The 24,076-nt window shown below is 70.5% G+C and carries 24 protein-coding genes and 5 pseudogenes; 10 read left to right on the top strand and 19 right to left on the bottom strand.

What is annotated here, in order from left to right; all coding sequences use genetic code 11:
- Positions 1-26: 26 nt before the first annotated feature.
- The 3 genes from ispF to ACX25U_RS19470 all read right to left on the bottom strand — a co-directional run bounded on the left by ispF (position 27) and on the right by ACX25U_RS19470 (position 2,086).
- Complete coding sequence (gene ispF / locus ACX25U_RS19480; protein ID WP_454393813.1) at positions 27-521, bottom strand: 2-C-methyl-D-erythritol 2,4-cyclodiphosphate synthase; 495 nt, start codon at positions 519-521, stop codon at positions 27-29.
- Positions 511-1,275, bottom strand: a complete 765-nt coding sequence (gene ispD, locus ACX25U_RS19475; RefSeq protein ID WP_454393811.1) for a 2-C-methyl-D-erythritol 4-phosphate cytidylyltransferase — start codon at positions 1,273-1,275, stop codon at positions 511-513. The genes ispF and ispD overlap by 11 nt, the downstream gene beginning before the upstream one ends.
- A 328-nt stretch (positions 1,276-1,603) precedes the next feature.
- On the bottom strand, positions 1,604-2,086 hold the full coding sequence (locus ACX25U_RS19470; protein WP_003953493.1) for a CarD family transcriptional regulator: 483 nt from the start codon (positions 2,084-2,086) through the stop codon (positions 1,604-1,606).
- Positions 2,087-2,759: 673 nt separating this feature from the next.
- Between ACX25U_RS19470 and ACX25U_RS19465 the strand changes: the two genes are divergently transcribed.
- Entirely contained in the window at positions 2,760-3,434 is a 675-nt protein-coding gene (locus tag ACX25U_RS19465) for a DUF461 domain-containing protein (RefSeq protein WP_454393809.1), read from the top strand.
- An 84-nt stretch (positions 3,435-3,518) separates the two neighbouring features.
- Here the strand turns inward: ACX25U_RS19465 and ACX25U_RS19460 are convergent.
- The 3 genes and pseudogenes from ACX25U_RS19460 to ACX25U_RS19450 form a co-directional block, all read right to left on the bottom strand.
- Positions 3,519-3,623, bottom strand: a pseudogene (locus tag ACX25U_RS19460) (winged helix-turn-helix domain-containing protein); the annotation flags it as partial.
- 100 nt (positions 3,624-3,723) lie between these two features.
- On the bottom strand, positions 3,724-4,404 hold the full coding sequence (locus ACX25U_RS19455; protein WP_086728382.1) for a response regulator transcription factor: 681 nt from the start codon (positions 4,402-4,404) through the stop codon (positions 3,724-3,726).
- Positions 4,401-5,672 carry a sensor histidine kinase gene (locus ACX25U_RS19450; protein ID WP_454393806.1) on the bottom strand — a complete coding sequence of 424 codons (1,272 nt, stop codon included), beginning with the start codon at positions 5,670-5,672 and terminating at the stop codon, positions 4,401-4,403. Before ACX25U_RS19450 ends, ACX25U_RS19455 begins: the two co-directional genes overlap by 4 nt.
- Positions 5,673-5,873: 201 nt before the next feature.
- On the opposite strand from ACX25U_RS19450, the gene phoU reads away from it, so the two are divergent.
- From phoU to ACX25U_RS19435, 3 genes are all read left to right on the top strand, one after another.
- A complete protein-coding gene (gene phoU, locus ACX25U_RS19445; RefSeq protein ID WP_454393804.1) occupies positions 5,874-6,566 on the top strand; it encodes a phosphate signaling complex protein PhoU in 693 nt (230 codons plus the stop codon).
- A gap of 226 nt (positions 6,567-6,792) precedes the next feature.
- Entirely contained in the window at positions 6,793-6,948 is a 156-nt protein-coding gene (locus ACX25U_RS19440; protein WP_454393802.1) for a hypothetical protein, read from the top strand.
- 463 nt (positions 6,949-7,411) lie between these two features.
- The gene (locus ACX25U_RS19435; RefSeq protein ID WP_454393800.1) at positions 7,412-7,987 is read left to right on the top strand and encodes a lamin tail domain-containing protein; all 576 of its coding nucleotides are present in this window, start codon (positions 7,412-7,414) and stop codon (positions 7,985-7,987) included.
- 734 nt (positions 7,988-8,721) lie between these two features.
- Here the strand turns inward: ACX25U_RS19435 and ACX25U_RS19430 are convergent.
- The 4 genes and pseudogenes from ACX25U_RS19430 to ACX25U_RS19415 all read right to left on the bottom strand — a co-directional run.
- Entirely contained in the window at positions 8,722-8,943 is a 222-nt protein-coding gene (locus tag ACX25U_RS19430; protein ID WP_454393798.1) for a hypothetical protein, read from the bottom strand.
- A 179-nt stretch (positions 8,944-9,122) separates the two neighbouring features.
- The gene (locus tag ACX25U_RS19425) at positions 9,123-9,554 is read right to left on the bottom strand and encodes a hypothetical protein (RefSeq protein ID WP_454393796.1); all 432 of its coding nucleotides are present in this window, start codon (positions 9,552-9,554) and stop codon (positions 9,123-9,125) included.
- A gap of 188 nt (positions 9,555-9,742) precedes the next feature.
- A pseudogene (locus ACX25U_RS19420) lies at positions 9,743-10,039 on the bottom strand (hypothetical protein); the annotation flags it as partial.
- Between the two features lie 2 nt (positions 10,040-10,041).
- Positions 10,042-10,221, bottom strand: a pseudogene (locus ACX25U_RS19415) (ATP-binding protein); the annotation flags it as partial.
- Here ACX25U_RS19415 and ACX25U_RS19410 point away from each other — a divergent pair.
- Positions 10,219-10,521: pseudogene (locus ACX25U_RS19410) on the top strand (tyrosine-type recombinase/integrase); the annotation flags it as partial. The pseudogenes ACX25U_RS19415 and ACX25U_RS19410 overlap by 3 nt on opposite strands.
- A 78-nt stretch (positions 10,522-10,599) precedes the next feature.
- Here ACX25U_RS19410 and ACX25U_RS19405 read toward each other — a convergent pair.
- Entirely contained in the window at positions 10,600-11,361 is a 762-nt protein-coding gene (locus ACX25U_RS19405; protein WP_454393794.1) for a phosphoglyceromutase, read from the bottom strand.
- Between the two features lie 187 nt (positions 11,362-11,548).
- Between ACX25U_RS19405 and ACX25U_RS19400 the strand changes: the two genes are divergently transcribed.
- On the top strand, positions 11,549-12,814 hold the full coding sequence (locus ACX25U_RS19400; RefSeq protein WP_454393792.1) for an MDR family MFS transporter: 1,266 nt from the start codon (positions 11,549-11,551) through the stop codon (positions 12,812-12,814).
- A gap of 30 nt (positions 12,815-12,844) precedes the next feature.
- Here ACX25U_RS19400 and ACX25U_RS19395 read toward each other — a convergent pair whose 3' ends face one another.
- Together ACX25U_RS19395 and mshA are read right to left on the bottom strand one after the other, a co-directional pair.
- Positions 12,845-13,363: a YbjN domain-containing protein gene (locus tag ACX25U_RS19395; protein WP_454393790.1), complete on the bottom strand. Its 519-nt coding sequence runs from the start codon at positions 13,361-13,363 to the stop codon at positions 12,845-12,847.
- A complete protein-coding gene (gene mshA / locus ACX25U_RS19390; RefSeq protein ID WP_454393788.1) occupies positions 13,344-14,693 on the bottom strand; it encodes a D-inositol-3-phosphate glycosyltransferase in 1,350 nt (449 codons plus the stop codon). The genes ACX25U_RS19395 and mshA overlap by 20 nt, the downstream gene beginning before the upstream one ends.
- Before the next feature lie 286 nt (positions 14,694-14,979).
- On the opposite strand from mshA, the gene ACX25U_RS19385 reads away from it, so the two are divergent.
- The 3 genes from ACX25U_RS19385 (at position 14,980) to ACX25U_RS19375 (ending at position 18,638) form a co-directional block, all read left to right on the top strand.
- Positions 14,980-15,765 carry a class I SAM-dependent methyltransferase gene (locus ACX25U_RS19385; RefSeq protein ID WP_454393786.1) on the top strand — a complete coding sequence of 262 codons (786 nt, stop codon included), beginning with the start codon at positions 14,980-14,982 and terminating at the stop codon, positions 15,763-15,765.
- Positions 15,766-15,931: 166 nt separating this feature from the next.
- The gene (locus ACX25U_RS19380) at positions 15,932-17,032 is read left to right on the top strand and encodes an NlpC/P60 family protein (protein ID WP_454393785.1); all 1,101 of its coding nucleotides are present in this window, start codon (positions 15,932-15,934) and stop codon (positions 17,030-17,032) included.
- Positions 17,033-17,309: 277 nt separating this feature from the next.
- On the top strand, positions 17,310-18,638 hold the full coding sequence (locus ACX25U_RS19375) for a PP2C family protein-serine/threonine phosphatase (RefSeq protein ID WP_454393783.1): 1,329 nt from the start codon (positions 17,310-17,312) through the stop codon (positions 18,636-18,638).
- 18 nt (positions 18,639-18,656) lie between these two features.
- On the opposite strand, the gene ACX25U_RS19370 is transcribed toward ACX25U_RS19375, so the two are convergent.
- The 4 genes and pseudogenes from ACX25U_RS19370 to ACX25U_RS19355 all read right to left on the bottom strand — a co-directional run bounded on the left by ACX25U_RS19370 (position 18,657) and on the right by ACX25U_RS19355 (position 21,364).
- A complete protein-coding gene (locus ACX25U_RS19370; protein WP_454393781.1) occupies positions 18,657-19,010 on the bottom strand; it encodes a DUF2516 family protein in 354 nt (117 codons plus the stop codon).
- Between the two features lie 117 nt (positions 19,011-19,127).
- Positions 19,128-19,823, bottom strand: coding sequence for a hypothetical protein (locus ACX25U_RS19365; protein ID WP_454393779.1), 696 nt, complete (start codon positions 19,821-19,823; stop codon positions 19,128-19,130).
- 98 nt (positions 19,824-19,921) lie between these two features.
- Positions 19,922-20,497, bottom strand: coding sequence for a helix-turn-helix domain-containing protein (locus ACX25U_RS19360; RefSeq protein WP_454393777.1), 576 nt, complete (start codon positions 20,495-20,497; stop codon positions 19,922-19,924).
- Positions 20,498-20,636: 139 nt separating this feature from the next.
- A pseudogene (locus tag ACX25U_RS19355) lies at positions 20,637-21,364 on the bottom strand (class I SAM-dependent methyltransferase).
- Between the two features lie 297 nt (positions 21,365-21,661).
- Here ACX25U_RS19355 and ACX25U_RS19350 point away from each other — a divergent pair.
- Positions 21,662-22,570 carry an aminoglycoside phosphotransferase family protein gene (locus tag ACX25U_RS19350; RefSeq protein ID WP_454393775.1) on the top strand — a complete coding sequence of 303 codons (909 nt, stop codon included), beginning with the start codon at positions 21,662-21,664 and terminating at the stop codon, positions 22,568-22,570.
- A 16-nt stretch (positions 22,571-22,586) separates the two neighbouring features.
- Here the strand turns inward: ACX25U_RS19350 and ACX25U_RS19345 are convergent, their stop codons facing one another.
- Positions 22,587-22,955, bottom strand: coding sequence for a VOC family protein (locus ACX25U_RS19345; RefSeq protein WP_454393773.1), 369 nt, complete (start codon positions 22,953-22,955; stop codon positions 22,587-22,589).
- A gap of 175 nt (positions 22,956-23,130) precedes the next feature.
- Positions 23,131-24,015, bottom strand: a complete 885-nt coding sequence (locus ACX25U_RS19340) for a hypothetical protein (protein WP_454393771.1) — start codon at positions 24,013-24,015, stop codon at positions 23,131-23,133.
- Positions 24,016-24,076: the final 61 nt, after the last annotated feature.

Genomic DNA, 24,076 nt, shown 5'->3' with positions numbered 1-24,076 from the left:
ACCTATGCGGGTACCCTCGCACGCCCTCAGCTCACCCGCACCACGAGCGCCGTGGCCACCGCCATCAGGCCCTCGCCCCGGCCGGGGAAGCCGAGCCCGTCGGTGGTCGCGCCGGAGACGGTGACCGGCGCGCCGGCCGCCCCGGAGAGGATCTTCTGGGCCTCCTCGCGCCGCTTGCCGATCTTCGGCCGGGGGCCGACGACCTGTACGGCGACGTTGCCGATCCGGAAGCCCGCCGCGCGGACGATCCGCGCGGCCTCCGTCAGCAGCGTGACCCCGGACGCGCCCGACCATTCGGGGCGCCCGGTGCCGAAGTGCTGCCCGAGGTCGCCGAGGCCGGCGGCGGAGAACAGCGCGTTGCACGCGGCGTGCGCGACGACATCGGCGTCGGAGTGTCCGGCCAGTCCGGGACCCTCGCCCTCCCACTTCAGGCCCGCGCACCACAGTTCGCGGCCGTCCTCGAAGGCGTGGATGTCGGTGCCGATGCCGACCCGGGGCAGCGGGGGTGCGTCAGAAGCCATCGTTGAGCCTCCGGCGGGCCAGGACCGCCTCCGCGAGGATCAGGTCCAGCGGGCGGGTGACCTTGAACGCCTCCTCGTGGCCGGGCACGGCGACGACCCGCTCGCCGAGCTGTTCGACCATACTGGCGTCGTCGGTGACGTCGTCGGTGACCGTCTCGTGGGCGCGGATCAGCGTCGCCCGGTCGAAGCCCTGCGGGGTCTGCACGGCCCGCAGCCGCGACCGGTCGGGCGTGGCGACGACCGGTTCGGGCTCGCCCGCCACCGGTGCGGGCTCGACCTGCTTGACGGTGTCCGCGAGCGGCAGTGCCGGTACGACGGCGGCGGCTCCGTCCCGTACGGCCTCGATGACCGCGTCCACGGTGTCCACCGGCACCAGCGGGCGGGCCGCGTCGTGCACGAGGACGATCTCGTGGCCGGGCGGCAGCGCGTCGAGGCCGAGTCCGACGGACTCCTGGCGGGTCTCGCCGCCGGGCACGACGAGGACGTCGGTCCGCTCGGGCAGGGCGTGGGCGTCCAGCAGCGACTTGACCTCGGCGGTGCCGTCGGGCGGGGCGACGACGATGACGAGGGACACGGCGCGGGAGGCCGCCATGGCCCGTACCGCGTGGACGAGCATGGGCGTGCCGCCCAGGGTGCGCAGCGCCTTGGGGGCACCCGGGCCGAGGCGTACGCCCCGGCCGGCGGCCGGGATCACGGCGGCGACGGGGGTACCTGGCCGGCCACCCGTGGGCGAAGGGCGCGAATCGTCAGACATCGGTTCCTGTCAGGTTTGTGTGCCGGCCAGGCTTGGGTATGGCCTGGGAGGTACCCCCTGCTGGGGGGAGTGCCGGGCGCGAGGCCTTGACCGGACCCTTCCGTGACCCTGGTCGAGTCGACTGTCCGGGCCCGGCACACAGTATCGGGGGATGTCTCCCCCGCCGTACGGCATGGACGTGACCCGTGTGGGTATGCACCGGGTGCACGCGGGTGTGGACATGCCGCAGCGCCCGGCGACGTGCATCGCGTCATCGGGCACCGCGGCATTTCATGTGCTGAACTGAGGCGGGTGTGGGTGTCGCCTCGCGTCAGGAGATCACCTCGTGTCAGGAGGCGAGAACCTCGTCGAGCAGGGCCTCGGCCTTGTCCTCGTTGGTGTTCTCCGCGAGGGCGAGCTCGCTCACCAGGATCTGGCGGGCCTTGGCGAGCATGCGCTTCTCACCGGCGGAGAGTCCACGCTCACGCTCGCGACGCCACAGGTCACGCACGACTTCCGCGACCTTGATGACATCGCCGGAGGCGAGCTTCTCCAGATTTGCCTTGTAGCGACGCGACCAGTTCGTGGGCTCCTCGGCGTACGGAGCGCGCAGCACCTCGAAGACCCGGTCCAGCCCGTCCTGACCGACCACATCACGCACGCCGACGAACTCCGCATTGTCCGCTGGCACACGCACTGTCAGGTCACCCTGGGCGACCTTCAGCACCAAGTAGGTCTTGTCCACGCCTTTGATCTGGCGAGTTTCGATGGCCTCGATCAGCGCGGCCCCGTGATGGGGATAGACCACGGTGTCGCCAACCTTGAACGTCATGTGACAGGTACCCCTTCCGTGGCTATCCAGGGTAACACGGATACGGCGTCTTCTGAATGGCGTTTTCGCAGGTCAGGGCATATCTCGGGGCTTGACAACAGCGACAGGGACGTGCTTCGGAAGGGTCACGGGGGTCAAGAGGAAGCGGGTATTCGCAGGTCGGAGGGGCTCTTCACGCGGGGTGAAACGCGTACGTTACACACTTCCGGCGGCCCGTCCAAACGGCTGAACATCCCGATTTGTCTGGTTCCCGACGCTCGACTTTCGCTACTCCGTTCGGTGCGGTCCCGGTGAGTCCCGGCCGAATCCGGAATTGATCACGGTCTTCGTCACATCGGCCGGCCGGGTGACCGATGATCAATTCCCGCCGTCGTGCGCATTCCTTCCCGGAAATCCGCGCAACGCCGGAGACGGGCTATGCGGACGGGCCCTTATGTGAATGACGGACGAGCGCGCGGTCAATGCGGCCGACCGCGCGCCGCGCAGCCCGCACGGCCGGATTCCGGGCCGCGGGGAAGTGCTGTGCCGGACGGGTGTCCGCGTGCCCCGGGAGCCATAGGGGCGGGTCGGGTGCGGCCCCGTGGGAACGGCTCGGTAGCCTAAGGCCGCCGACAGACATTCAGGGTGGCTTTATTCACAGGGCCGCCCCTGCGTTAAAGGAGTTGCCGCCGCCGTGAGCAGCAGCCTTCGACGCGGCGCCCTCGCCGCCGCCGCCATCGCGTTCTCGATCGCCCCGCTCGCCGCGTGCGCCGCCGGCAACGATGCGCAGACGCTCCAGATCAAGCCCGACAACGCGGCCACGACCGTCGGCACGATCAAGATCCAGAACGCGGTGGTCGTCACCCAGCCCGGCACCGAGACCAAGGGCCCGGCCGTGATCATCGCGACGCTCTTCAACACCGGCAAGACCGACCAGACGCTGGACGCGATCAGTGTCGAGGGCAACGGCACCGCCCAGATCACCCCCGCCCAGGGCACGGGCAGGCTGACCATCCCCGCACACGGCTCCGTGATCATCGGCGGCAAGGGCAACGCCTCCGCCGCGCTGCCCAGCCCCGGCTCCGGACTGAAGGACGGCAACGCCCAGAAGGTCACCTTCACCTTCAGCCAGACCGGTGACGTGAGCCTGCGCGCCTTCGTCGTCCCGGCCGAGGGCTACTTCGACAAGTGGGGCCCTAGCAACATCCCGGCGGCCCCGGGCGGCCCCGGCACGCCGCAGGCGTCCGACTCCGCCGCGGACAAGGAGTCGCCCTCGCCGCACCAGTCGGAGTCGGCGTCGCAGCCGGCCGACGGCGGCAACGCCCCGACCCCGAGCGACTCGGCCTCCCAGTCGGCGGCCGGCCACTGAGGCCCGCGCCGCACACGACAAGGGCGGCACCCTCCGTGCGGAGGGTGCCGCCCTTGTCGTAGGAGCCTTGCTGTACGACCCGGCCTACGGCTCGAACTTGTAGCCCAGCCCCCGGACCGTCACCAGATACCGCGGCGCACCCGGGTCCGGCTCGATCTTCGCGCGAAGCCGCTTGACGTGGACGTCGAGGGGCCCCTCCCCCACGCACCCCTCGCACCGCTGCGCGGGCTTCGCCGTGCTGCGCCGGACTCCGTCCGCCGGCCCAGCACCACCGAACTGCTGAGATCGATCACGGCTCGAACTTGTAGCCCAGCCCCCGGACCGTCACCAGATACCGCGGCGCACCCGGGTCCGGCTCGATCTTCGCGCGAAGCCGCTTGACGTGGACGTCGAGGGTCTTGGTGTCGCCCACGTAGTCGGCACCCCAGACGCGGTCGATGAGCTGCATACGGGTCAGCACGCGCCCGGCGTTGCGCAGCAGCATCTCCAGCAGGTCGAACTCCTTCAGCGGCAGGTCGACCTTGGAGCCGGAGACGGTCACGACGTGCCGGTCGACGTCCATGCGGACCGGGCCGGCCTCCAGCGCCGCCGGGACGACCTCCTCCGGCTCGCCGCGCCGGCGCAGCACCGCGCGGATACGGGCGACCAGCTCGCGGGAGGAGAACGGCTTGGTGACGTAGTCGTCCGCGCCTATCTCCAGGCCGACGACCTTGTCGATCTCACTGTCCTTGGCGGTCACCATGATCACGGGGACGTTGGAGCGGCCGCGCAGCTGGCGGCACACCTCCGTGCCGGGCAGGCCCGGCAGCATCAGGTCGAGGAGGACGAGGTCGGCGCCGTTGCGCTCGAACTCGTCGAGTCCGTCGGGCCCGGTGGCCGCGACGGCGACCTCGAAGCCCTCCTTGCGGAGCATGTACGACAGGGCGTCGGAGAAGGACTCCTCGTCCTCGACGACGAGCACTCGGGTCACGGAAGGACCTCCGGGGCGGGAAGCGGTTCGTAATGGATTGGTTCGTTGGTGGACTGCCCGGCCTCCTCGTCGAGGGCGGGGTGCTGCCGGGCGCGGTCCCGGTCGCGGGCCTCGCGGGCCGCGGCCGCCTCCGGCAGCCGCAGGGTGAAGGTGGAGCCCTGTCCCTCGGCGCTCCACACCGTGATCTCCCCGCCGTGCGAGGCGACCACGTGCTTCACGATCGCCAGACCCAGGCCGGTGCCCCCCGTGGCACGTGAGCGGGCCGGGTCCACGCGATAGAAGCGCTCGAAGATGCGCTCCTTGTCCTTGTCGGAGATGCCGATGCCCTGGTCGGTGACGGCGATCTCGATCATGTCCCCGCCGGACACGTACACCCGGCGGGCGGCGATGCCGACGCGGGTACGGGACGGGGAGTAGTTGACGGCGTTCTCCACGAGGTTGCCGAGCGCGGCGGCGAGCTGGCCGCGGTTGCCCCACACCCGCAGGTCGGTGGTGCCTCCGACGGCCATGGTGATCTGCTTGGTGCCGGCCTGGTGGCGGCAGCGGTCGATGGCCTCGGCGACCAGCTGATCCACGCGGACGGGCTCGGCGTCCTCCAGCGGATCGTCGTTCTGCACCCGGGACAGGTCGATGAGCTCCTGCACCAGGCTGGTCAGCCGGGTCGCCTCGATCTGCATGCGCCCGGCGAAGCGCTCCACGGCCTCGGGGTCGTCGGAAGCGTCCATCACGGCCTCGGAGAGGAGGGAGAGCGCGCCGACGGGCGTCTTCAGCTCGTGGCTGACGTTGGCGACGAAGTCGCGTCGTACGGCTTCGATGCGGCGGGCCTCGGTGAGGTCCTCGACGAGCAGCAGGACCAGGCGGGAGCCCAGCGGCGCGACGCGCGCGGAGACGGCGAGGGCCTCGCCGCGTCCGGTACCGCGCCGGGGCAGGTCCAGCTCGACCTGCCGTATCTCCCCGTCCCTCCGGGTGTCCCGGGCCATCTGGAGCATCGGCTCCACGGAGAGCTCACCGCCGCGGACCAGCCCGAGGGCGTACGCGGCGGAGCTGGCCTTGACCACGGCGTCGGACTCGTCCAGGACGACGGCGGAGGAGCGCAGGACGGACAGGACGGTGTCCACCCCCGGGGGAAGCACCGAGTCGGTGTGCAGGGAGGTGCGAGTCGGGCGCTTCAGCTCGCGCTCGCTCCAGCGGAACGCCAGCATGGCGATGACGCCGGTGAGCACTCCGGCGATCGCCGCCGCTGCGGCGACCGCCTCGTTCAGGTCCATGCGTCCAGGTTAGGCATGGGGTACGACATGCCCACAGCCGTCCGGGTGCGAGCTCGAACACTCGTCGCCCAGAGTTCACCTTGGGGCCAGTATTGATTCATTTGGGGTGACGGAAACGGACGCGTTGGGCCCGGAACGTTGAGAGCGTGGGGTACGAGCCCCCTACGAGCCCCCGAAGAACACATACGAGAGGGAACCCTGATGCGGGACGCGTACCACGAGGAACTTGACTCGATCGGCGACGGTCTGGTGGAGATGGCCCGGCTGGTCGGGTCGGCGATCGGGCGCGCCACGACCGCCATACTCGACGCCGATCTGAAGCTGGCCGAGAGCGTGATCGAGGCCGATCAGAAGGTCGACGATCTCCAGCACGACCTGGAGGCCAGGGCCATCGCCCTGCTGGCCCGCCAGCAGCCGGTGGCGACGGACCTCCGGATCGTCGTCACCTCCCTGCGGATGTCCGCCGACCTGGAGCGCTCGGGCGACCTCGCCCAGCACGTGGCCAAGCTCGCCCGGCTGCGCTTCCCGGAGCGCGCGGTCCCGCAGGACCTGCACTCCACCATCCTGGAGATGGGCCAGCTCGCGCAGCGCCTGATGGCGAAGGCGGCCGAGGTGATCGTGACCAAGGACGTCGACCTGGCGCTGCAGCTGGAGCAGGACGACGACGAGATGGACCTGCTGCACCGCACCCTCTTCACGCACCTGATCGACGACCGCTGGAAGCACGGCATCGAGACGGCGGTGGACGTCACCCTGCTCGGCCGCTACTACGAGCGCTACGCCGACCACGCGGTGGCGGTGGCGAAGCGGGTGGTGTACCTGGTGACGGGCGAGCACGCGGACGAGCTGCAGCAGCAGGACATCCCGCCGGTGACGGGGGCGGAGGGCGCGTGAGGGCCGGCTCGTGACGGTGTGGACTCGGGGTCGTGCGGGCTCGGGGTCGTGCGGGCTCGGGGTCGTGCGGGCTCGGGGTCGTGTGGGCTCGTGAGGTCGGCGCGCGACCGTCCGGGGCCGGCGCGAAGGGCTGACGCCAGGGCGCGCATGAGCCACTGTGCGCCGTTGATGCGCCCAGTGCGGCGGGCATGAAATGGGCAAAGGCACCAGCCCCGAGGAGGGACCCATGGCCGAATCCCCCAGCATCACGCCCGACCCCACGCAGGAACGCGAGACCGAGCAGCCCGCCGAGATCAAGAGCCTCCCGCTCTTCGGCGCCTGCGGCTGCGGCTCGGGCTGCGGCTGCGGCTGCCAGTCGGGCAACCCCTGCCAGTGCGGCTGACGGGGGCGCAGCTCACCACATCGGTACATCGGTATACGCGGCGGCACGTGGCCGCGGTGTGTCGCAGGGCCCTGGTGGAGAACCGGGGCCCTGCGCCGTGTGCGCCGGGCACCCGGCCGCCGCCGTTACCCACTCACGGGTGACGGCCGGAGAACGGCAGGGGTGGCGCACCCTGGCGTACGGGCACGAGAGGCCAACGCCCGTAAGGACCAGCCCTACTGACTCCCTGTCAACCGCGTGCATTCGGGCCCTGAATGGCTGTTACAGACAAGAGTCACGGAAATATGGATGGTTCGTAACACAGCCCGGAGATTGCGCACATGTCCCGGAATGAACGGACAGTCTGTGGGGGCGCGGCCAGCCGGCCGCCACCCGCACAGCGCACACCTTCCCGCGCGGCTCGCCGCAGCGGGCGAGGTGTGCTCGCACCAAGCAGGGAGAGCCTGTGTCCGTTTCTGTTTCTGTGACCGCCCGTCGTCTGGCCGCCGCCGTTGCCGCGGCCGGAGCCCTGGTCGGAACGGTGGCGCTGCCGGCGTCCGCGGCCGACCACGCCCCGCACCAGCACCGCCAGAGCGTGGTGATCAGCAGCGTGCACCTCGACTCCGGCCGCGACCACCGCTCCAACCGCGCTCTGAACCAGGAGTGGGTGGCGATCACCAACAACAACCGCCAGAGCGTCAACCTCAGCGGGTGGACACTGTCCGACCAGCACGGCCACAAGTACACCTTCCGCCACTACCGCCTCGATGGCCGCTCCACGGTCCGCGTCCACACCGGCGTAGGCCGCGACACCCGCCGGGACCTCTTCCAGGACCGCCACAACCAGATCTGGGACCGCCGCGACACCGCCACCCTGCGCAACGAGCGCGGCCGCGTCGTGGACACCCTGAGGTGGGGCAACGACCGCGACCGCAACCGTCACGACGACCACCGTGACGACCGCCGTGACAACCGTCACGACGACCGCCGCGACGACCGCCGTGACAACCGTCACGACGACCACCGCAACGAGGGCCACCACCGCACCGACCACCGCTGACCCGGTCGCGCCTCAGCAGAAGGGCCCCTCTTCGCGGGACAACCGCGAAGAGGGGCCCTTCCTCTTGTTCTGACAGCGGCCGCCGCCTGCCTTCGGCCAACCGCACTTTCCTTGCTTCCACTCGCCCACCGTCCACCCCCAACAGTGCGCCCCAAGGTTGTGTTGTTCAGCGTGCGCGACCTTGCGCGCAGAGGACAGGGCGCATGAGCGACGGCATCTGCGCTCGACGCGCACGCGGGTCAGTGCATCCGGCGCGCTTCCTGTGTGCACGCTTTCCATGTCTGTTGGCGCCTAGTCGGGGCGCGTACAGGGCTGTTCACCTGTGTTCATGGGTGGCCTCGCTACGGGAAGGACCCGGCACACGGTCTCGTCCGAACGACGGTGAACGGGGCTGGAATGAGAGGGAAACTGAGACGGCCGCACTCCTCACTGCAGCACGGAAGACGGTCCACGGCCGGTTGCCGGAGCCACCGTCATTCGTGGAGCTAAGCCGCCTCGGGCCGCGCCGCACGTATGCCCGAGGCGGGCTCCTGTGCGTCCTCGAGCGGCAAGGTCTCGTCTTCCCCGAAGTCCGGGGCCTGGAAGGGGTTGGTCGTCGGAGGCGGCGATGCTGCCGCGGGGCGGCGGGGTTGCCCTTCCAGGGCGGAGAACAGCGACGTCATGTCGATGGGAGGTCTCCCTTTCGCTACAGGTCCCTGACGGGGCCTGGTGTGCCGGGACCGGGCACAGCGGTCCTACAGTTTGGTCATCTTGGCGTACGGGCTCAAGATCCGCATTTGCGCCGAGCCGAAATCCACGAGCGCCGCGATTCCGGCCTCGATGCCGATCACCCGGCCGAGGCCGTACATGTCGTGTGTGACCTGGTCGCCCACGGCGAAGTGCTTGGGAGCCGGTGTGACCGGGGCCTTGAAGGGGCTGGTAGGCAAATGACGCTTCGGCGCAGCAGGCTTTGTCATGGCTCAGTATGCGCCTACGTGTATCCCGTTCGCTGTGGCCGTCGGCACAGATCCGGACGGGAACAACCGCTTCATGCCACTGACCTGGGGTTCCGAGACCTGGTGAGGCGAAACTGAGCCGTAGGTCTCCTTCGCTGACCGTGCTGCCCCCTGCATCCGGCACGGTTGTGGCACGAACCTCAGCCGACGACAGTCAGCCACGATGGCGAGTGCGCCGACCGATCAGGCACGCGTATGCTCCGACCGCCCCCACTGGCCCTACTCACGCCACCGGCTCGTGTCGCCGACCCGACCTTCTCCTTGAACTGCGCAGGAAGATGACGGCGGTCGTCCTCGTGGAAGATCAGCGCGCCACCGTCCTGGGGGACTATCGAGGCCCCAAGGGCTGCCGCCAGCCGGGTGAGCACGCCGCTCATCGCGCCACGGGCGAAGTGCGTCGCCATCACGGACGACATTCCGTCTTCGGCCTGGGACGCGTGGTACAGATCCGCCTCACCCCCATCCTCCGCGCGGAGCTGGGAGAAGCCCTCCTCCGGGCCGCCCGCCACCACGTAAGGCTCAGTCAGCTGCCGGAAGTGTTCGGCGTTCAGAGCGACGACCTCGCCGTCCAAGAACCGGAGCAGGAAGACGCTCTAACTCACGGGCCCACTTTGCCAGCACCATGATCCGCCGGACAGCCCTAGCGGTTGATCGGGATCTCGTAGACGATCTCGCAGTGAGCCGCGGGTACTCCGCACAGAGCTCGCGCGGGCTCAGTCGGTGCCTGACGCCATCTCCAATTCTGTGGCTGTCAATCCCCTGGTTGGATCGTCCATGTAATGCGGGTGCCTTCGTGGGTTACTGATAATGCGCAGCGCTCCGAGCGCAGCAGGGCACGCCTCGTCTCGATGCGACCCTCGTACAGCCACATCCATGCTTCGTCCGAGGCTCCCGCGTCGAGTGCTGGTGTGCTCGTCCGGAGGGCAACGGCGCCCCATCTGTCTGCCTGGGGTGCCGAGTAGGCGTCGAAGGATGCTCGGAGTGCCGGCCTCGCCGTCGGGTCCGTGAGGTCTTCGGTCCAGCACTCGCACCAGTGGCCGCGGCGGGGCTTGTCCATCGGCACGGGTGGTCTCCTGGGCGTGCGTCGGTGAAGAGTTCCGCGGTGACCGTGTGGCCGCCCCGGCTGTTGTGGACCACGACGCGGTGGGCGAGTGCGCTGACCATGCCCAGACCCCGGCCGTGTTCGGCGTCCTGGTCCTGGTGCTCGGCCTTGGGGGCCGCGGTCGTGCCTCCGTCGTCTGGCGTACGTCGCTGAACGAGGACCACTGGAAGCCCGCTCTCGCGAAGGTCGGCGTCGTCCCGCAGGCCAAGAGCCGCGAGCACGCCGCCGCTCGCGAGCACGGCATGCACGCCCTGCGGCACTTCTACGCGTCCGCCCTGCTGGACTCCGGCGAGAGCATCAAGGCCCTTGCCGAGTGCCTCGGCCACTCCGACCCGGGGCTGACGTCGAGGGTGTACACCCACCTCATGCCCAGCAGCCGGGGCCGTGCCCGGAAGGCTCTCGGACGTGCGCTCCGGCCGTACGACCCGGGGCACTGAGGGCCCAGAGTGGGCCCAGGCCGCGAAAATGCCCCCGATCCGCGCCGTAAGCGCAGGTCGGAGGCATGATCACAAAGGCTACTTCTTCTTGCCCTGGTTCTTGACCGCCTCGATCGCGGCCGCGGCGGCCTCCGGGTCGAGGTACTTGCCGCCGGGGTTGAGGGGACGGAAGTCGGCGTCGAGTTCGTAGTACAGGGGGATGCCGGTCGGGATGTTCAGGCCCGCGATGTCGGCGTCCGAGATCTGGTCGAGGTGCTTGACCAGGGCGCGCAGGCTGTTGCCGTGGGCGGCGATCAGGACCGTACGGCCGGTGAGGAGGTCGGGGACGATGGCGTCGAACCAGTACGGGAGCATACGGACGACGACGTCCTTCAGGCACTCCGTCTGCGGGCGCAGCTCCGGCGGGAGGATCGCGTAGCGCGGGTCGGAGAACTGGGAGTACTCGGCGTCGCGGTCCAGCGGGGGCGGCGGGGTGTCGTAGGAGCGGCGCCACAGCATGAACTGCTCCTCGCCGAACTCCTCGCGGATCTGGGCCTTGTCCTTGCCCTGGAGGGCGCCGTAGTGGCGCTCGTTCAGGCGCCAGGAGCGGTGGACCGGGATCCAGTGGCGGTCGGCGGCCTCCAGTGCGAGCTGGGCCGTGCGGATCGCGCGCTTCTGGACGGACGTGTGGACCACGTCGGGCAGCAGGCCGGCGTCCTTCAGCAGCTCACCGCCGCGGACCGCCTCCTTCTCGCCCTTGTCGTTGAGGTTGACGTCCACCCAGCCGGTGAACAGGTTCTTCGCGTTCCACTCGCTCTCGCCGTGGCGGAGGAGGATCAGCTTGTACGGTGCGTCGGCCATGTCTCAGAGCGTAATCCACGGGTTCGGGCGCCTGCCGGGGCCGCCCGGCAGGCGGACGGGCGGGCGGGCGGTCACCCGCAGCGCGGCCGGTGGCAGGTGATGGGGCCGGTTAATCGAGTGGGCCGGCAGAGGGCCGCCCATGTAAGTTGTGCTCACCACTACGGCCGCTTACATTTCGAGGTCCTCCATGTCCGTCACCCGTCTCAGACGTGCCGCTCGCGAGACCGTCTCCGGGCTTCCCCGCGAGTTCTGGTGGCTGTGGACCAGCACCCTCGTCAACCGGCTCGGCGCCTTCGTCGCCACCTTCATGGCGCTGTACCTGACGCTCGACCGCGGCTACTCCGCCTCGTACGCCGGTCTGGTCGTCGCGCTGCACGGGCTCGGCGGGGTCGTCTCCTCGCTCGCCGGGGGTGTGATGGCCGACCGGCTCGGGCGGCGGCCGACGCTGCTCGTGGCCCAGGCGTCCACCGCCGTCGCCGTCGCGGCGCTCGGGTTCGTGCGCGATCCCGTCTCCATCGCCGCCGTCGCCTTCCTCGTCGGCATGGCCTCCAATGCCTCGCGGCCCGCCGTGCAGGCGATGATGGCCGACATCGTGCGGCCCGAGGACCGGGTGAGGGCCTTCTCGCTCAACTACTGGGCGATCAACCTCGGCTTCGCCGTCTCCTCCATGGCCGCCGGCTTCATCGCCGAGGTCAGCTACCGCGCCGGCTTCCTGGTCGAGGCCGGGATGACGATGGCCTGCGCGATCCTCGTCTTCGTGAAGCTGCCCGAGTCCCGGCCGGGGCCCGGGCAGCACGGAAGCCACGAGAGCGGGGGTGCGGACGTCCGTCTGTGGGCCGTTCTGCGGGACGGGCGGTTCATGGGCGTCGTCGGGACGTCCTTCCTCATCGCCCTCGTCTTCCAGCAGGGGGCCGTCGGGCTGCCCATCGCCATGGGCCGGGCCGGGTTCACGCCCGCCGACTACGGCATGGCCATCGCCGTCAACGGCGTCCTGATCGTCGCCCTGCAGATCCCGGTCACCCGTTTCATCCAGCACCGGGACCCCGGGCGGCTGCTGATCGTCTCCTCCCTCCTCGCCGGTTACGGCTTCGGGCTCACCGCCTTCGCCGGATCGGTCGGCGTCTTCGCCCTCACGGTGTGCGTGTGGACCCTCGGCGAGATGATCAACGCGCCGACCCAGACCGGGCTGGTCGTCCGGCTCTCCCCGGTGCACGGGCGCGGTCGCTACCAGGGCGTCTACACCCTGTCCTGGTCGGTGGCCGCACTGATCGCGCCCCTGATGTCCGGCGTCGTCATCGACCGGCTCGGCGCCGGATGGCTGTGGGGGATGTGCGCCGCCGTCGGCACGGCCGCCGCCGTCGGCTACGGGGCGCTGATGCGGCGCCTGCCGAAGGACGAGACAGCCGCCGTCGGGACCCAGGTCGAGACCAGGGCCGAGGTGGGTACCGCCTGAGTCAGCAGGTGACGCGGTACGGGCCCGGGCTCAGCCGGCCGGGCGCTGGGTCAGGTGCGTGAACGCCTCGAGGTTGCGGGTCGATTCGCCGCGCGAGACGCGCCAGGCGTACTCCCGGCGGATCGCGGAGGCGAAGCCGAGTTCCAGCAGGGTGTTGAAGCTGCCGTCGGCCGCCTCCAGGACCTGGCCGAGCAGCCGGTCGACCTCGTCGGCGGTGACGGCGGCCAGCGGCAGCCGGCCGGTGACGTAGACGTCGCCGAGCTGGTCGACGGCGTAACTCACGCCGTACAGCTTGAGGTTGCGCTCCAGCAGCCAGCGGTGGACACCGGACTCGTTCTCGTCGGGGTGACGGACGACGAAGGCGTTGAGGGAGAGGGAGTGGCGGCCGACGATCATCTGCAGGGTGGTGGAGAGTTTGCGGGTGCCGGGGAGTTTCACCACGTAGGTGCCGGGCTGGGGGCTCTCCCACTCCAGTTCGGCGTCCTTCAGGACGCCCTCGATGACCTGTGCCGCGCGCTGCTGCTCTGCCTCACCCTTGGCGTTGCCCATGGGGGGAGCGTACGCGACGCCGGTGGGACTGCAGCGCGGCCGTGTACACGTCGGCCGTGGCCGCCGCCGAGGCGTCCCAGCCGAAGGAACGCGCGTGCCGGGCGGCGGCGGCGCCCATCCGGTCGGCGAGGTGCGGCTCGTCGGCGAAGGCGTGCAGCACGCGCGCGTAGGCAGCCGGGTCGTGGCCCTGGACCAGGAATCCGGTCTCGCCGTCGCGCACGGCGACCGGCAGTCCGCCCACCGCGGCGGCGAGCACCGGGGTGCCGGCCGCCTGTGCCTCTATCGCCACCAGACCGAAGGACTCGCTGTAGGAGGGCATCACCAGTACGGACGCGGCCCGGAACCAGTCGGCGAGCTGGTCCTGCCTGACGGGCGGGTGGAACCGTACGACGTCGGCGACGCCGAGCCGGGCCGCGAGCTTCTGCAGGCCCTCCGGCTTGGCGAGGCCGCTGCCGCTCGGGCCGCCGACGACGGGCACGACGATGCGGGAGCGCAGCTCGGGCCGCTCCTCCAGGAGGACCCCTACGGCCCTCAGCAGCACATCGGGGGCCTTGAGCGGCTGGATGCGGCCGGCGAAGAGCGGGATCAGGGCGTCCTGCGGCAGGCCGAGGCGGGCGCGGGCGGCGGCGCGGCCGTCGGCGGGGCGGAAGCGGGTGAGGTTCACGCCGGGGTGCACGACGGCGACCTTGGCGGGGTCGGCGCTGTAGTGCCGTACGAGCTCGTCGGCCTCCTCGTCGGTGTTGGCGATCAGCCGGTCGGCGGCGTCGACGATCTGGGTCTCGCCGATGACGCGGGCGGCGGGCTCGGGGGTGTCGCCGTCGGCCAGGTTGGCGTTCTTGACCTTGGCCATGGTGTGCATGGCGTGCACCAGGGGGACGCCCCAGCGCTGGGCGGCGAGCCAGCCGACGTGGCCGGAGAGCCAGTAGTGGGAGTGGACGAGGTCGTAGTGGCCGGGGCGGTGGCCGGCCCAGGCCTGCATCACGCCGTGGGTGAAGGCGCACAGCTGGGCGGGCAGGTCCTCCTTGGCCAGGCCCTCGTAGGGGCCGGCGTCGACGTGCCGGACGAGGACGCCGGGGGCGAGCTCGACGGCGGGCGGCAGTCCTCCCGCGGTGGCCCGGGTGAAGATCTCCACCTCGACGCCCTGGGCGGCCAGGCGCTGGGCGAGCTCCACGATGTAGACGTTCATGCCGCCGGCGTCGCCCGTACCGGGCTGGTGGAGCGGTGAGGTGTGCACGGAGAGCATGGCCACGCGGCGCGGCCGGCGGTACAGCCGCAGCCGGGAGGCAGCCCCCGGGGAACGACGCCCGAGCCTGCTGACGTACTGGCTCACGTGGCGTTCCTCCTTGCTGCGGGCATGCCGGACCGAGCGCGCCGGGCGCCCTCAGAGGCCAACGCCGGAGGGGGCGGCTCCATTTCCGCCGCGAGGTCCTTTACCGAATCATTACCAGGGTCGTCGGCACGCGCCACCCGCACCCGCGCCGCACGTGCGCGTGCCGTGTGGGGTGCGTTACGTCCGGGCGGCCGGCGCCCCGCGCCCTCATACCCTCATATGTATGACATCCCGCGCAGCGACCCTCCCCCACTCTCGGCTTCGCTCGAGCGGGGGGACCCCCATCGTGGGAACGGTGACGCGCGGGACGACCAACCCCAACCGGCTCCGCCGCATGGACCGCTGGATCGCGGCCGCGCACGGTGCCGAGCTGCGGCGGGCCGCCGATCCGGTGGCCGTCGACCTCGGCTACGGCGCCGCCCCCTGGACGGCGGTCGAACTGCTGCACCGCCTGCGCACCGCGGCGCCACGCGCGCGCGTGGTGGGCGTGGAGATCGAACCGGCCCGGGTCGTGGCCGCAAAGCCGTACGAGCGCGACGGGCTGGTCTTCCGGCACGGCGGCTTCGAGGTGCCGGTCCCGCGGCGCCCGCACCTCATCCGCGCGGCGAACGTGCTGCGGCAGTACGACGAGACCGAGGTCGCCGCCGTCTGGGAGCGGCTGTGCGCGCGCCTCGCCCCGGCGGACGGGCACTCGCGCGGGGGCCTGCTCGTCGAGGGCACGTGCGACGAGATCGGGCGCCGGCACGTGTGGGTGGCGCTCGGTCCGGAGGGTCCCCGCACGGTCACCTTCGCCACCCGTCTCGGCTCCCTGGACCGCCCGTCGGACCTCGCCGAACGCCTTCCGAAGGCGCTCATCCACCGCAATGTCCCCGGCGAGCCGGTGCACGCCTTCCTGCGCGACTTCGACCGCGCCTGGGCGACCGCCGCGCCCTACGCCTCCTACGGCGCCCGCCAGCGCTGGATCCGCGCGGTGCGCGACCTCGCGGCGGACTGGCCGGTGACGGACGGGCCGGCGAGGTGGCGGCAGGGCGAAGTGACGGTGAGGTGGGAGGCGTTGGCGCCGCGCGGCTGAACCGTGCCCTCGGTCCGGTCCGCCGATGGAACGATCTCTGTGAGCCGTTCGTCACACAGGCGGGAGATCGTCGCGGGAGGGACCTGCCTCTGTCGTTCCACGCCAAAGCGTGGCAAGATCCCCCGGACACCGTAAGTTACTGACGGTTAATCACGTGGGGGCGGATATGGAACGGGGCAGGCGCACCGTGCTCGCGGCGGCCGTGACCGTGGTCTGCGCGATCACCCTGCTGGGCGCACCGGGCACGGCGTTCGCGAGCGTGCTGCCCGACCCGGCACCGGCGCCGTCCGCCTCCCCGTCCGCCTCCCCGTCGGCCACGCTCCCGCCGGACAGGGACCTCGAGGCGGTCCGCACCAAGCTGGACAAGCTCTACCACGACGCGGCCGTCGCCACCGACGCCTACAACTCGGCCGCGGAGAAGACGAGGAAGCAGTCCGCCGAGATCGCCGAGCTGACCCGGAACATCGCCGAAAAACAGCGGGAAATGGACGAATTGAAGGACCGCGCCGGTGCCGCGGCCCGCGCCCAGTACCGCATGGGCGGCCTGCCGCCCGAGGCCCAGCTGATGCTCAGCGACGACCCGCAGGTCTTCCTCGACGGAGCCGGCCGGGTACTGCAGGGCGAGCGGGCCACCAAGGCCCTGATCGAGGAAACGGCCCGCACCCAGCAGGACTTGAAGCAGTACGCGGAGGACGCCGCCGACCACTTGCGGAAGCTGGAGGCGAACCGCAAGGCCAAGGCCACGGCCAAGAAGCGCATCGAGCAGCGCGTCAAGGAGGCCGAGCAGCTCGAGGCCACACTGGAGAAGCGGCAGCGCGAGCGCCTCGCCCAGCTGGAGCAGCAGGCCGCCGACCGGGCGCAGACGGCCTGGCTGGACACCGGAATCCTCAAGGAGATCAACGGCAAGGCCTCCGAGGCCGGCAAGAAGGCGGTCGAGTTCGCCACGGCCCAGCTCGGCAAGCCCTACGAGTGGGGCGCCCAGGGCCCGCAGTCGTACGACTGCTCCGGGCTCACCTCGCAGGCCTGGGCGGCGGCCGGCCGTCCCGTGCCGCGCACCTCGCAGGAGCAGTGGAAGCAGCTGGAGCGCGTGGGGATCAAGGACATGCGGCCCGGCGACCTGATCATCTACAACGGCGACGCCAGCCACGTCGCGATGTACGTCGGCGACGGCACGATCGTCCACGCTCCGCGGCCGGGACGGACGGTGACGCTCGCGGGAGCGGGTTCGATGCCGATTCTGGGCGTCGTACGGCCGGACCCGGACTGAGGCTCTCGTGAGGCGCCGGGGGCCGGTGACCCCGGCCACGTGATTCATCGCACGCCGGTTCGCGGCCAAACCCGGACGGTGCGTGACCTTCGTCATTCCACTCCCGTTGCCGACCTGTCCAACTCCGGCAGGTATCGCGGCATATGACAGCGGCCGAACGCCGAGCGACGTGCCTCACACCATTCCGCTGGGGCGCCGACTACCGCTATGGTCCCCGTCGGTGGGGCGAGGTCCCTCGTGCCCACCACCCTCGGGGGGAGGGAAGGAACCCAGGACGATGCCCGTGCCCGTACCGCGGCAGAGAGTGCTCCCGGCCGCGGACAGTGGTCAGGCGCAGACCGTGTCCCACGGCGGCGGCCCCTCAGCAGCACAGGCCCCGCGCACAGAGGCGCCGGTCGAGAAGGACAACCGCGACACCGCCCCTGCCACCAGCAGCCCTCTCACGCTGCTGCTGATCGAGGACGATCCCGGCGGCTCGCCGATCGTGCCCGAGCTGCTCGACTCCTCCGGCAAGCCGGTCCGGATCCGTACGGCCCGCAACCTCACCGAGGCCGCGCGGCTGCTCACCGACGACGTCCACTGCATCCTGCTGGACCTCGCGCTGCCCGCGCCCGGCCGGTCCGCCGGCGCCGACGACGAGCTCGCCGTGCTCAAGCAGGTGCTCGAGCTCGCGCCCCGGCACGCCGTCCTCGCGCTGACCGCCTCCGGCGACGCCGAGCGCGGCGCCCAGGCGGTGCGGGTGGGCGCCCAGGACTACCTGTTCCGCGACGAGCTGGACGGACGGCTGCTGAGCCGCGCGATCCGGTACGCGGTGGAGCGCAAGCGGTCCGACACCGCCGAACGCCGGCTCGCCGAGGGCAGGCTGCGCGCACAGGAGAACCGCCGCCTGGAACGGGGCCTGCTGCCGACCCCGCTGCTGGACGGCTCCACGCTGCGCTTCGCCGCCCGCTACCGCCCCGGCCGCTCGCGCGCGCTGCTCGGCGGCGACTTCTACGACGCCGTGCGCACCCCCGACGGCACCGTGCACGCCATGATCGGCGACGTCTGCGGGCACGGTCCCGACGAGGCGGCGCTCGGCGTGGAGCTGCGCATCGCCTGGCGGGCGCTGACGCTGGCGGGGCTGTGCGGGGACGAGCTGCTGAACACGCTGCAGCAGGTGCTGGAGCACGAGCGCTCCGACGAGGAGATCTTCGCCACGCTGTGCACGGTGGACATCGCGCCCGACGGGCGCCGGGCCGGCCTGTGCCTGGCCGGTCACCCGTCACCGCTGGTGATGGCTCCGGGCAGGTCGGCCAGGCTGCTGCCGTACGACAACAACGGTCCCGCCCTCGGCCTGCTGTCCGGCGCCCGCTGGCCCCGGATGCAGGTGGAGCTGGGCGCCCGGTGGAGCCTGATGCTCTACACCGACGGCCTGATCGAGGGCCGGATCTGCGAGGGCGGCGAACGGCTCGGCCAGGACGGCATGGTGGAGCTGGTCCGCCGCCAGCTCGCCCAGGGCCTGCGCGGCGAGGACCTGCTCCGGGAAGCGGTGAACGAGGTGCGTGAGCTCAACGGTGGAGAGCTCACCGACGACGTGGCGGTGGTCCTGTTGGACCGGGAGCCGTAGGCGACCGGCGCCGGGCGGTCACCGACCGCCGTTGTACGGCCCGTACGGGCCGTCGCTGCTACTGCCGCGACGGCGACGGCCGAAGCCGCCGCCCGAGACCTGCTTGAGCGCGGGGCGAACGTCCACGAAGAAGACGATCGTGGCGACAAGGCCCACGATTTGCAGGAAGAGCATCGGCACCAGCAGGTTCACCGCGACCGTGATACCCAGAATGATCAGCCAGAAGCCCTTACTCTGCTTCTCGGCCGCGCGGTACGCGTCATCCCGGTACAGGGCGGCCATCGTCAGGGCCACCACGGCGAGCACCAGCATCGCCAGGTAGAGCAGCGACAGAAAGCCGCCGAACGCCGTCATCAGCACAATGCCCACCATCCGGGTCGAGTCCTCTGTACGGCCACCGTACCCGTGTCCGGCCGCCGTGTATCCGTAAGAACGGGCCGGGCACTCAAGGAGTGCCCGGCCCGCTCCCTGTTCTTTGACACGCCGCGCCTACTTGGCGGGCGGGGTGGCCTTCTTCCCGGCGGGCGGGGTCTTGCGGCCGTTCGGGGCCTTCTTGGCGGAGGCCTTCCTGTCCGCCGCGTCGGACTCGACCAGGACCGCGGCGGGCTTGCCCCCGTTGGTCTCGGCCGTCTCGGCCTTGACCTCGACGGGCTCGGCCTTGGGCTCGACGGCGACGGCGAGCTCCTCGACCTCCTCGGCGATGTCCTCGATGCCCTCGGCGGCCTGGCCGCGCCAGGTCCGCACGGTCTGCTCGCCGTGCTCGGCGACCTTCTCGTAGGTCTCGCGGGCCTTCACGGCGTACTCGGCGGCGACGCCGACACCGCGCAGGGCGAGGTCCTGGGCGGTCTCGCCGAGCTTCTTCAGGTCGGAGTCGAGGTTGGTGCCGATTTTCTTCAGGTCGGAGTCGAAGGAGTTCAGGAACTCGGTGACCTTGGCCTGGAAGTTCTCCTGCGTCTCCTTGACCCGGGCACCGGCCTCCTTGGCGCGGGCGGCGGCCCGCTCCTGGACGGCCTTCGGGTCGGTGTTGCGCACCGCGTCGATACGGGCCGGGGCCTCGGCGCGCAGCTGCTCCACCAGGGCGGGCACCTTCCTGGCCTGCTGCAGGGCCAGGTCCGCGGTGCCCGCGGCGAAGTAGAGCGGCTTGGGGTCGCTGAGGGTCTTGCGCAGGTCGTCGGTGATGGCCATGAGGATGGTCCTCCCGGATCGCTTGTGGCTGAGGGTTTTGGGTTGCCGCGGCTGGAGGGGCCGACTGCCCGGCCCTGCTGGGTCGTGCGGTCGTGGGATCACTGGGATGAGCTGGCCGCCTGCCGCGGATCGGCGTCATTGCCGCCGGACGTACGGGTACGGCGCCGCTTGGCGGGGGCGGGCGTGGTGCCGCTGGATATGGTGCCGCCACTGCCGCCGTCGGCCGTGTGGTCGCCGTGCTCGGTGGTGTCGCCGGTGTCGTCGTCCTGAGCGGGCGGGTCGCCGTGCACCTCGGCGTCCGCCCGGTCGTCCGCCTTGGCGGTCCCGAACCCGTTCTCCTTGCGGAAGGACTCGTAGACCTGGAGCAGCACCTGCTTCTGCCGCTCGTTCAGCGAGGGGTCGGCGAGGATGACGGCGCGCGTCTCCACGTCGTCCCGGTCCCGCTCGGCGTCGAGGATGCCGGCCCGCACGTACAGCGTCTCGGCGGAGATCCGCAGCGCCTTGGCGACCTGCTGCAGCACCTCCGCGCTCGGCTTGCGCAGCCCGCGCTCGATCTGGCTCAGGTACGGATTGGACACCCCGGCGGCATCGGCGAGCTGCCGCAGCGACAACTGCGCGTTGCGCCGCTGCTCGCGCAGGTATTCACCGAGATTGCCGACGTTGAGCGATGCCATGCCTCCACCTTGCACCACCCCCGCTAACAAATGCAAGCAACCTGCTTGCAAGAGTGCGCCACGTGTCCGCTCCGACCGTCCGTCCGGCACTGCGCCTGTCCGTTCCCCCGTACACGTGGCGGTTTCCCGCCGGGCCGGCTCATGGACGTCGCGCGACGAAGACGAATTCCCTGCCCGGCCGGTCGGGCGCGTCGCGAACGTCCTCCACCACATACCCGTGGGCGACCAGTTCCGTCTCGACCTCCTGCCGCTCACGGAAGCGCAACGTGGAATCCGACGTCAGCACCTGCCCGTCCGCGGCGAAGGCATAGGTCCAGCGGAAGGTCACCAGCGGCCCGCTCACCTCGGTCGACTCGACCCAGCTCTCGACCGCGCCGACGCCTGGGATTTCCGTCATGCTGCGGGAAGCTTCACGGTTCCACTCCTCCCAGGCTCGCCTGGCCGGGTCCCGGGTCTCGAACACCAGATGCCCGCCGGGTCGCAGTGCTTCGTAGGCGCAACGCAGGGTCTTCCGCCATGCCTGTGGGTCGACGATCTGCTGGGCGACGTTCGCTGTCATGGTCGCCAGGTCGACCCGCAGCGGGGGGAGTGCCGCCGCATCACCGCAGATCCAGCGCACTCGCTCGCTACCCGGCTTGCCTCGGGCCACGTCGATGGGTGCCTGGGCGGGATCGACGCCGACGACCTCGATCCCGCGGTCAGCCAGCAGGAGCGCGAACCCACCTGTTCCGCAGCCGATGTCCAGCACCTGACGCGCCCCGAACTCCTCCGCCATCCGGAGAGGTACGCGTCGAGATCGCTGCGATCAGGGTCGAGCGGGTCATGGATCGCGGCAAGGCGTGGATGCCCGAAACACTCGTCAGCCATGCAGCCGAACGTATGGGGATCCGGGCTTGGACTCCTACTCGATTTCGCTGCCTGGCCGGCGGCATCGGGGTCTGCGGTGAACGGTGTTCAGGGCGGATCGGTCAGGTCGCCGGGGGGCTCGGTCCGGTCCGGAGCTCGCTGTCCCGGCCTCTACTGGTCGGCGACCGCACACAGACACATGGGCTACGAGCCGATCACCAGGTGGGTACTTGACGAGCTCGAAGTATTCGATGGCCCGGGCCAGAGTTGACGGAAAGTCACTGGCTTCCTGTTCCCTCCGGCTGTGAGACTTCCGGCGTGACGCTTCACGATGACGAGATCCCAGTCGACGAGACGCTGGTCCGGTCACTGCTGAAGACACAGCGCCCGGAGTGGGCCGACCTGCCGTTGTCGCCCGCGGGCGCGGGCACGGACAACACCATGTACCGGCTGGGCGATGACCTGCTCGTGCGACTTCCCCGAACCGCCGACAAGGCACAGTCCGTGCGGAAAGAGCAGGAATGGCTTCCTCGCCTGGCACCCCTTCTTGCCTGCCCGATTCCTGAGCCCGTCCACGCCGGGACGCCCACCGGCGTTTTCCCCCTCCTCTGGTCGGTCTACCGCTGGATCGACGGTGACGAAGCCGGCCCGGACACCGTCCGGGACTGGGCCGCCTTCGGAGCCGACCTGGCGGCGGTCGTGCGGGAGCTCCACGGCATCGATCTCATGGGAGCGGCTCGCACGGGTGGCCTCAGCTGGTACCGCGGAGGCAGCCTGGGGCCCTGCGACCAGTGGATCAGCAGGTGTCTCGACGACTGCCGAACCACCGTGGGTTCCGAGCTCGACGTCGACGCTCTGGAACAGTTGTGGCGAGCCGCGCTCGCACTGCCCGAGCCCTCCGGACCTCACGTGTGGCTCCACGGCGACCTCAAGCCGACCAACCTCCTGGTCCGGGAGGGCAAGCTCCACGCGGTCATCGACTTCGGAGGACTCTCGGTCGGCTTTCCCGACGCCGAGCACTCCACACTCTGGGACCTGCCGCCACAAGCACGACAGGCCTACTGGGACACCTTGGACCTCGACGATTCGACCTGGGCCCGCGCCCGCGCCTGGGCGATCGCGGTGGGCGTCAGCGGGATCTCCTATTACTGGCACACCTTCCCCGCCTTCGTCGCCGAATGCCGAGTACGACTTCAGGCAATCCTCACCGACGCCGCTGCGCGTTGATGGGACAGGACACCCATCAGCCTCTGACGATGCAGAAGGGATGCCCAGCCGGATCGGTGAGGACCCGCCACCTGTCCTCATGCGGCTGCTGATCCGGCTTGTCCGCGCCCAGCTCCAGCAGCCGCGCCTCGGCCTCGTCCAGGTCCACGGCCTCGAAGCAGAGGTGAAGCTGCTGGGGAACGGTTTGGTCGGGCCGGCTCGGAGCCCGATAGCCGTCGACCCGTTGAGAGCCGATGAGGAGTCCGTCCTCACTGCTGAGACCGGCGAAGTCGGCGTTCGAGCTCGGGTGGGGCTCGAGGCCGGTGACCTGCTGGTAGAACGCCGCCAGAGCCGGCGGATCAGGGCAGTCGAGCGTTATCGCGCTCAACTTCATCTGCAGGGGCATCGCACCTTCGGGCCAATCGGTGGACAACACGCCGTCGTCCCCCTTTTGCAGGAAGAAGCCGTACGGCGGTGTCCGACGCCTCCCGGTACATCCGCTGCCTCCTGCGCTCGCGCAGTCTGGGTTCGGGCGTGCCGGTTTCGTTCAGGGCACGAGCCTACGCAGGGGCAAAACGGCGTCAGGGGGGCGGTTGCCGACGCCAGGGTGGGAGTGTGGCCAGATTCCACAGGTCGTCGAAGTGTTTGTTCCAGGTGGACACGGCTGTCTCCGCGGCGGCCGTGCCCTCGCGGGACCAGACGTTGAGGTCCGTTCTGAAACCCTTGGGATCGTAGAACTCCGGACCCATGTGCTGCAGGCGCATCCGGGCGGAGAGGTCGTAGAGGCCGTGCAGGACGCGCTGCCGGTTGAAGATGCAGATCTTGTCGCGGGGGATGCCGGGGTAGAGGCGGTACTCGCACTGGACGACCACTCTGCCGGTCGCGGTGAGCCGTTCGGACAGGTCGGACAGGATGCTGTCGTATTCGCGGCAGCGTTCCTCCATGCGCTTGCGGAAGTCGGCGTCGTCCTCCGGGGTGTCGTTCACCCCGACCCGGGACGGCACGGTCATCGGCAGGCCGAAGTCGGGGACCAGCATGCGGATGGAGACCCGCCGGGTGGGTCCCGGGCTGTCGAAGAGGTCCTCAAGGCGGTGGTACAGCGCGTTGTAAAGCGTCTCGCCCGTGTAGCCGAGGAAGCTGATCTCGACCTTGCGGGCCTGGAAGGCCTCGCTGACGAAGATCCCCAGTTCACCGGAGTTCACCAGGGCGCGAGCCGGCGTCCTGACCGACGCGCTCAGCTCCTTGACCTGGTCGTAGAGCACGTAGCCGACGAGGCCGAGCAGTGCGCCGCCCAGGTAGACCTTGTCCTCCAGTGCGTCTCCGACCGGCTTGACGAACTGGGCGGTCAGGCCGGTGGCGAAGATGCCGAGCAGCAGGACGCGCGTGATCAGTGGCTCGTAGCGCTCCTGCAGTCGACGCAGTCGTCCAACGCCCCCTTCGTCCGGTGCTCTGGTCCCTGCGGCCATGCGCGACCCTCCCCGTCCTGCGTCGACCAGCCCGACGGGCCGTCACAGGCCCGCGGACAGA

The sequence above is a fragment of the Streptomyces sp. JNUCC 63 genome (genome assembly GCF_054366325.1).
The sequence above is the reverse complement of the archived record's forward strand: the minus strand, read 5'-3'. Positions and strand labels throughout refer to the sequence as shown.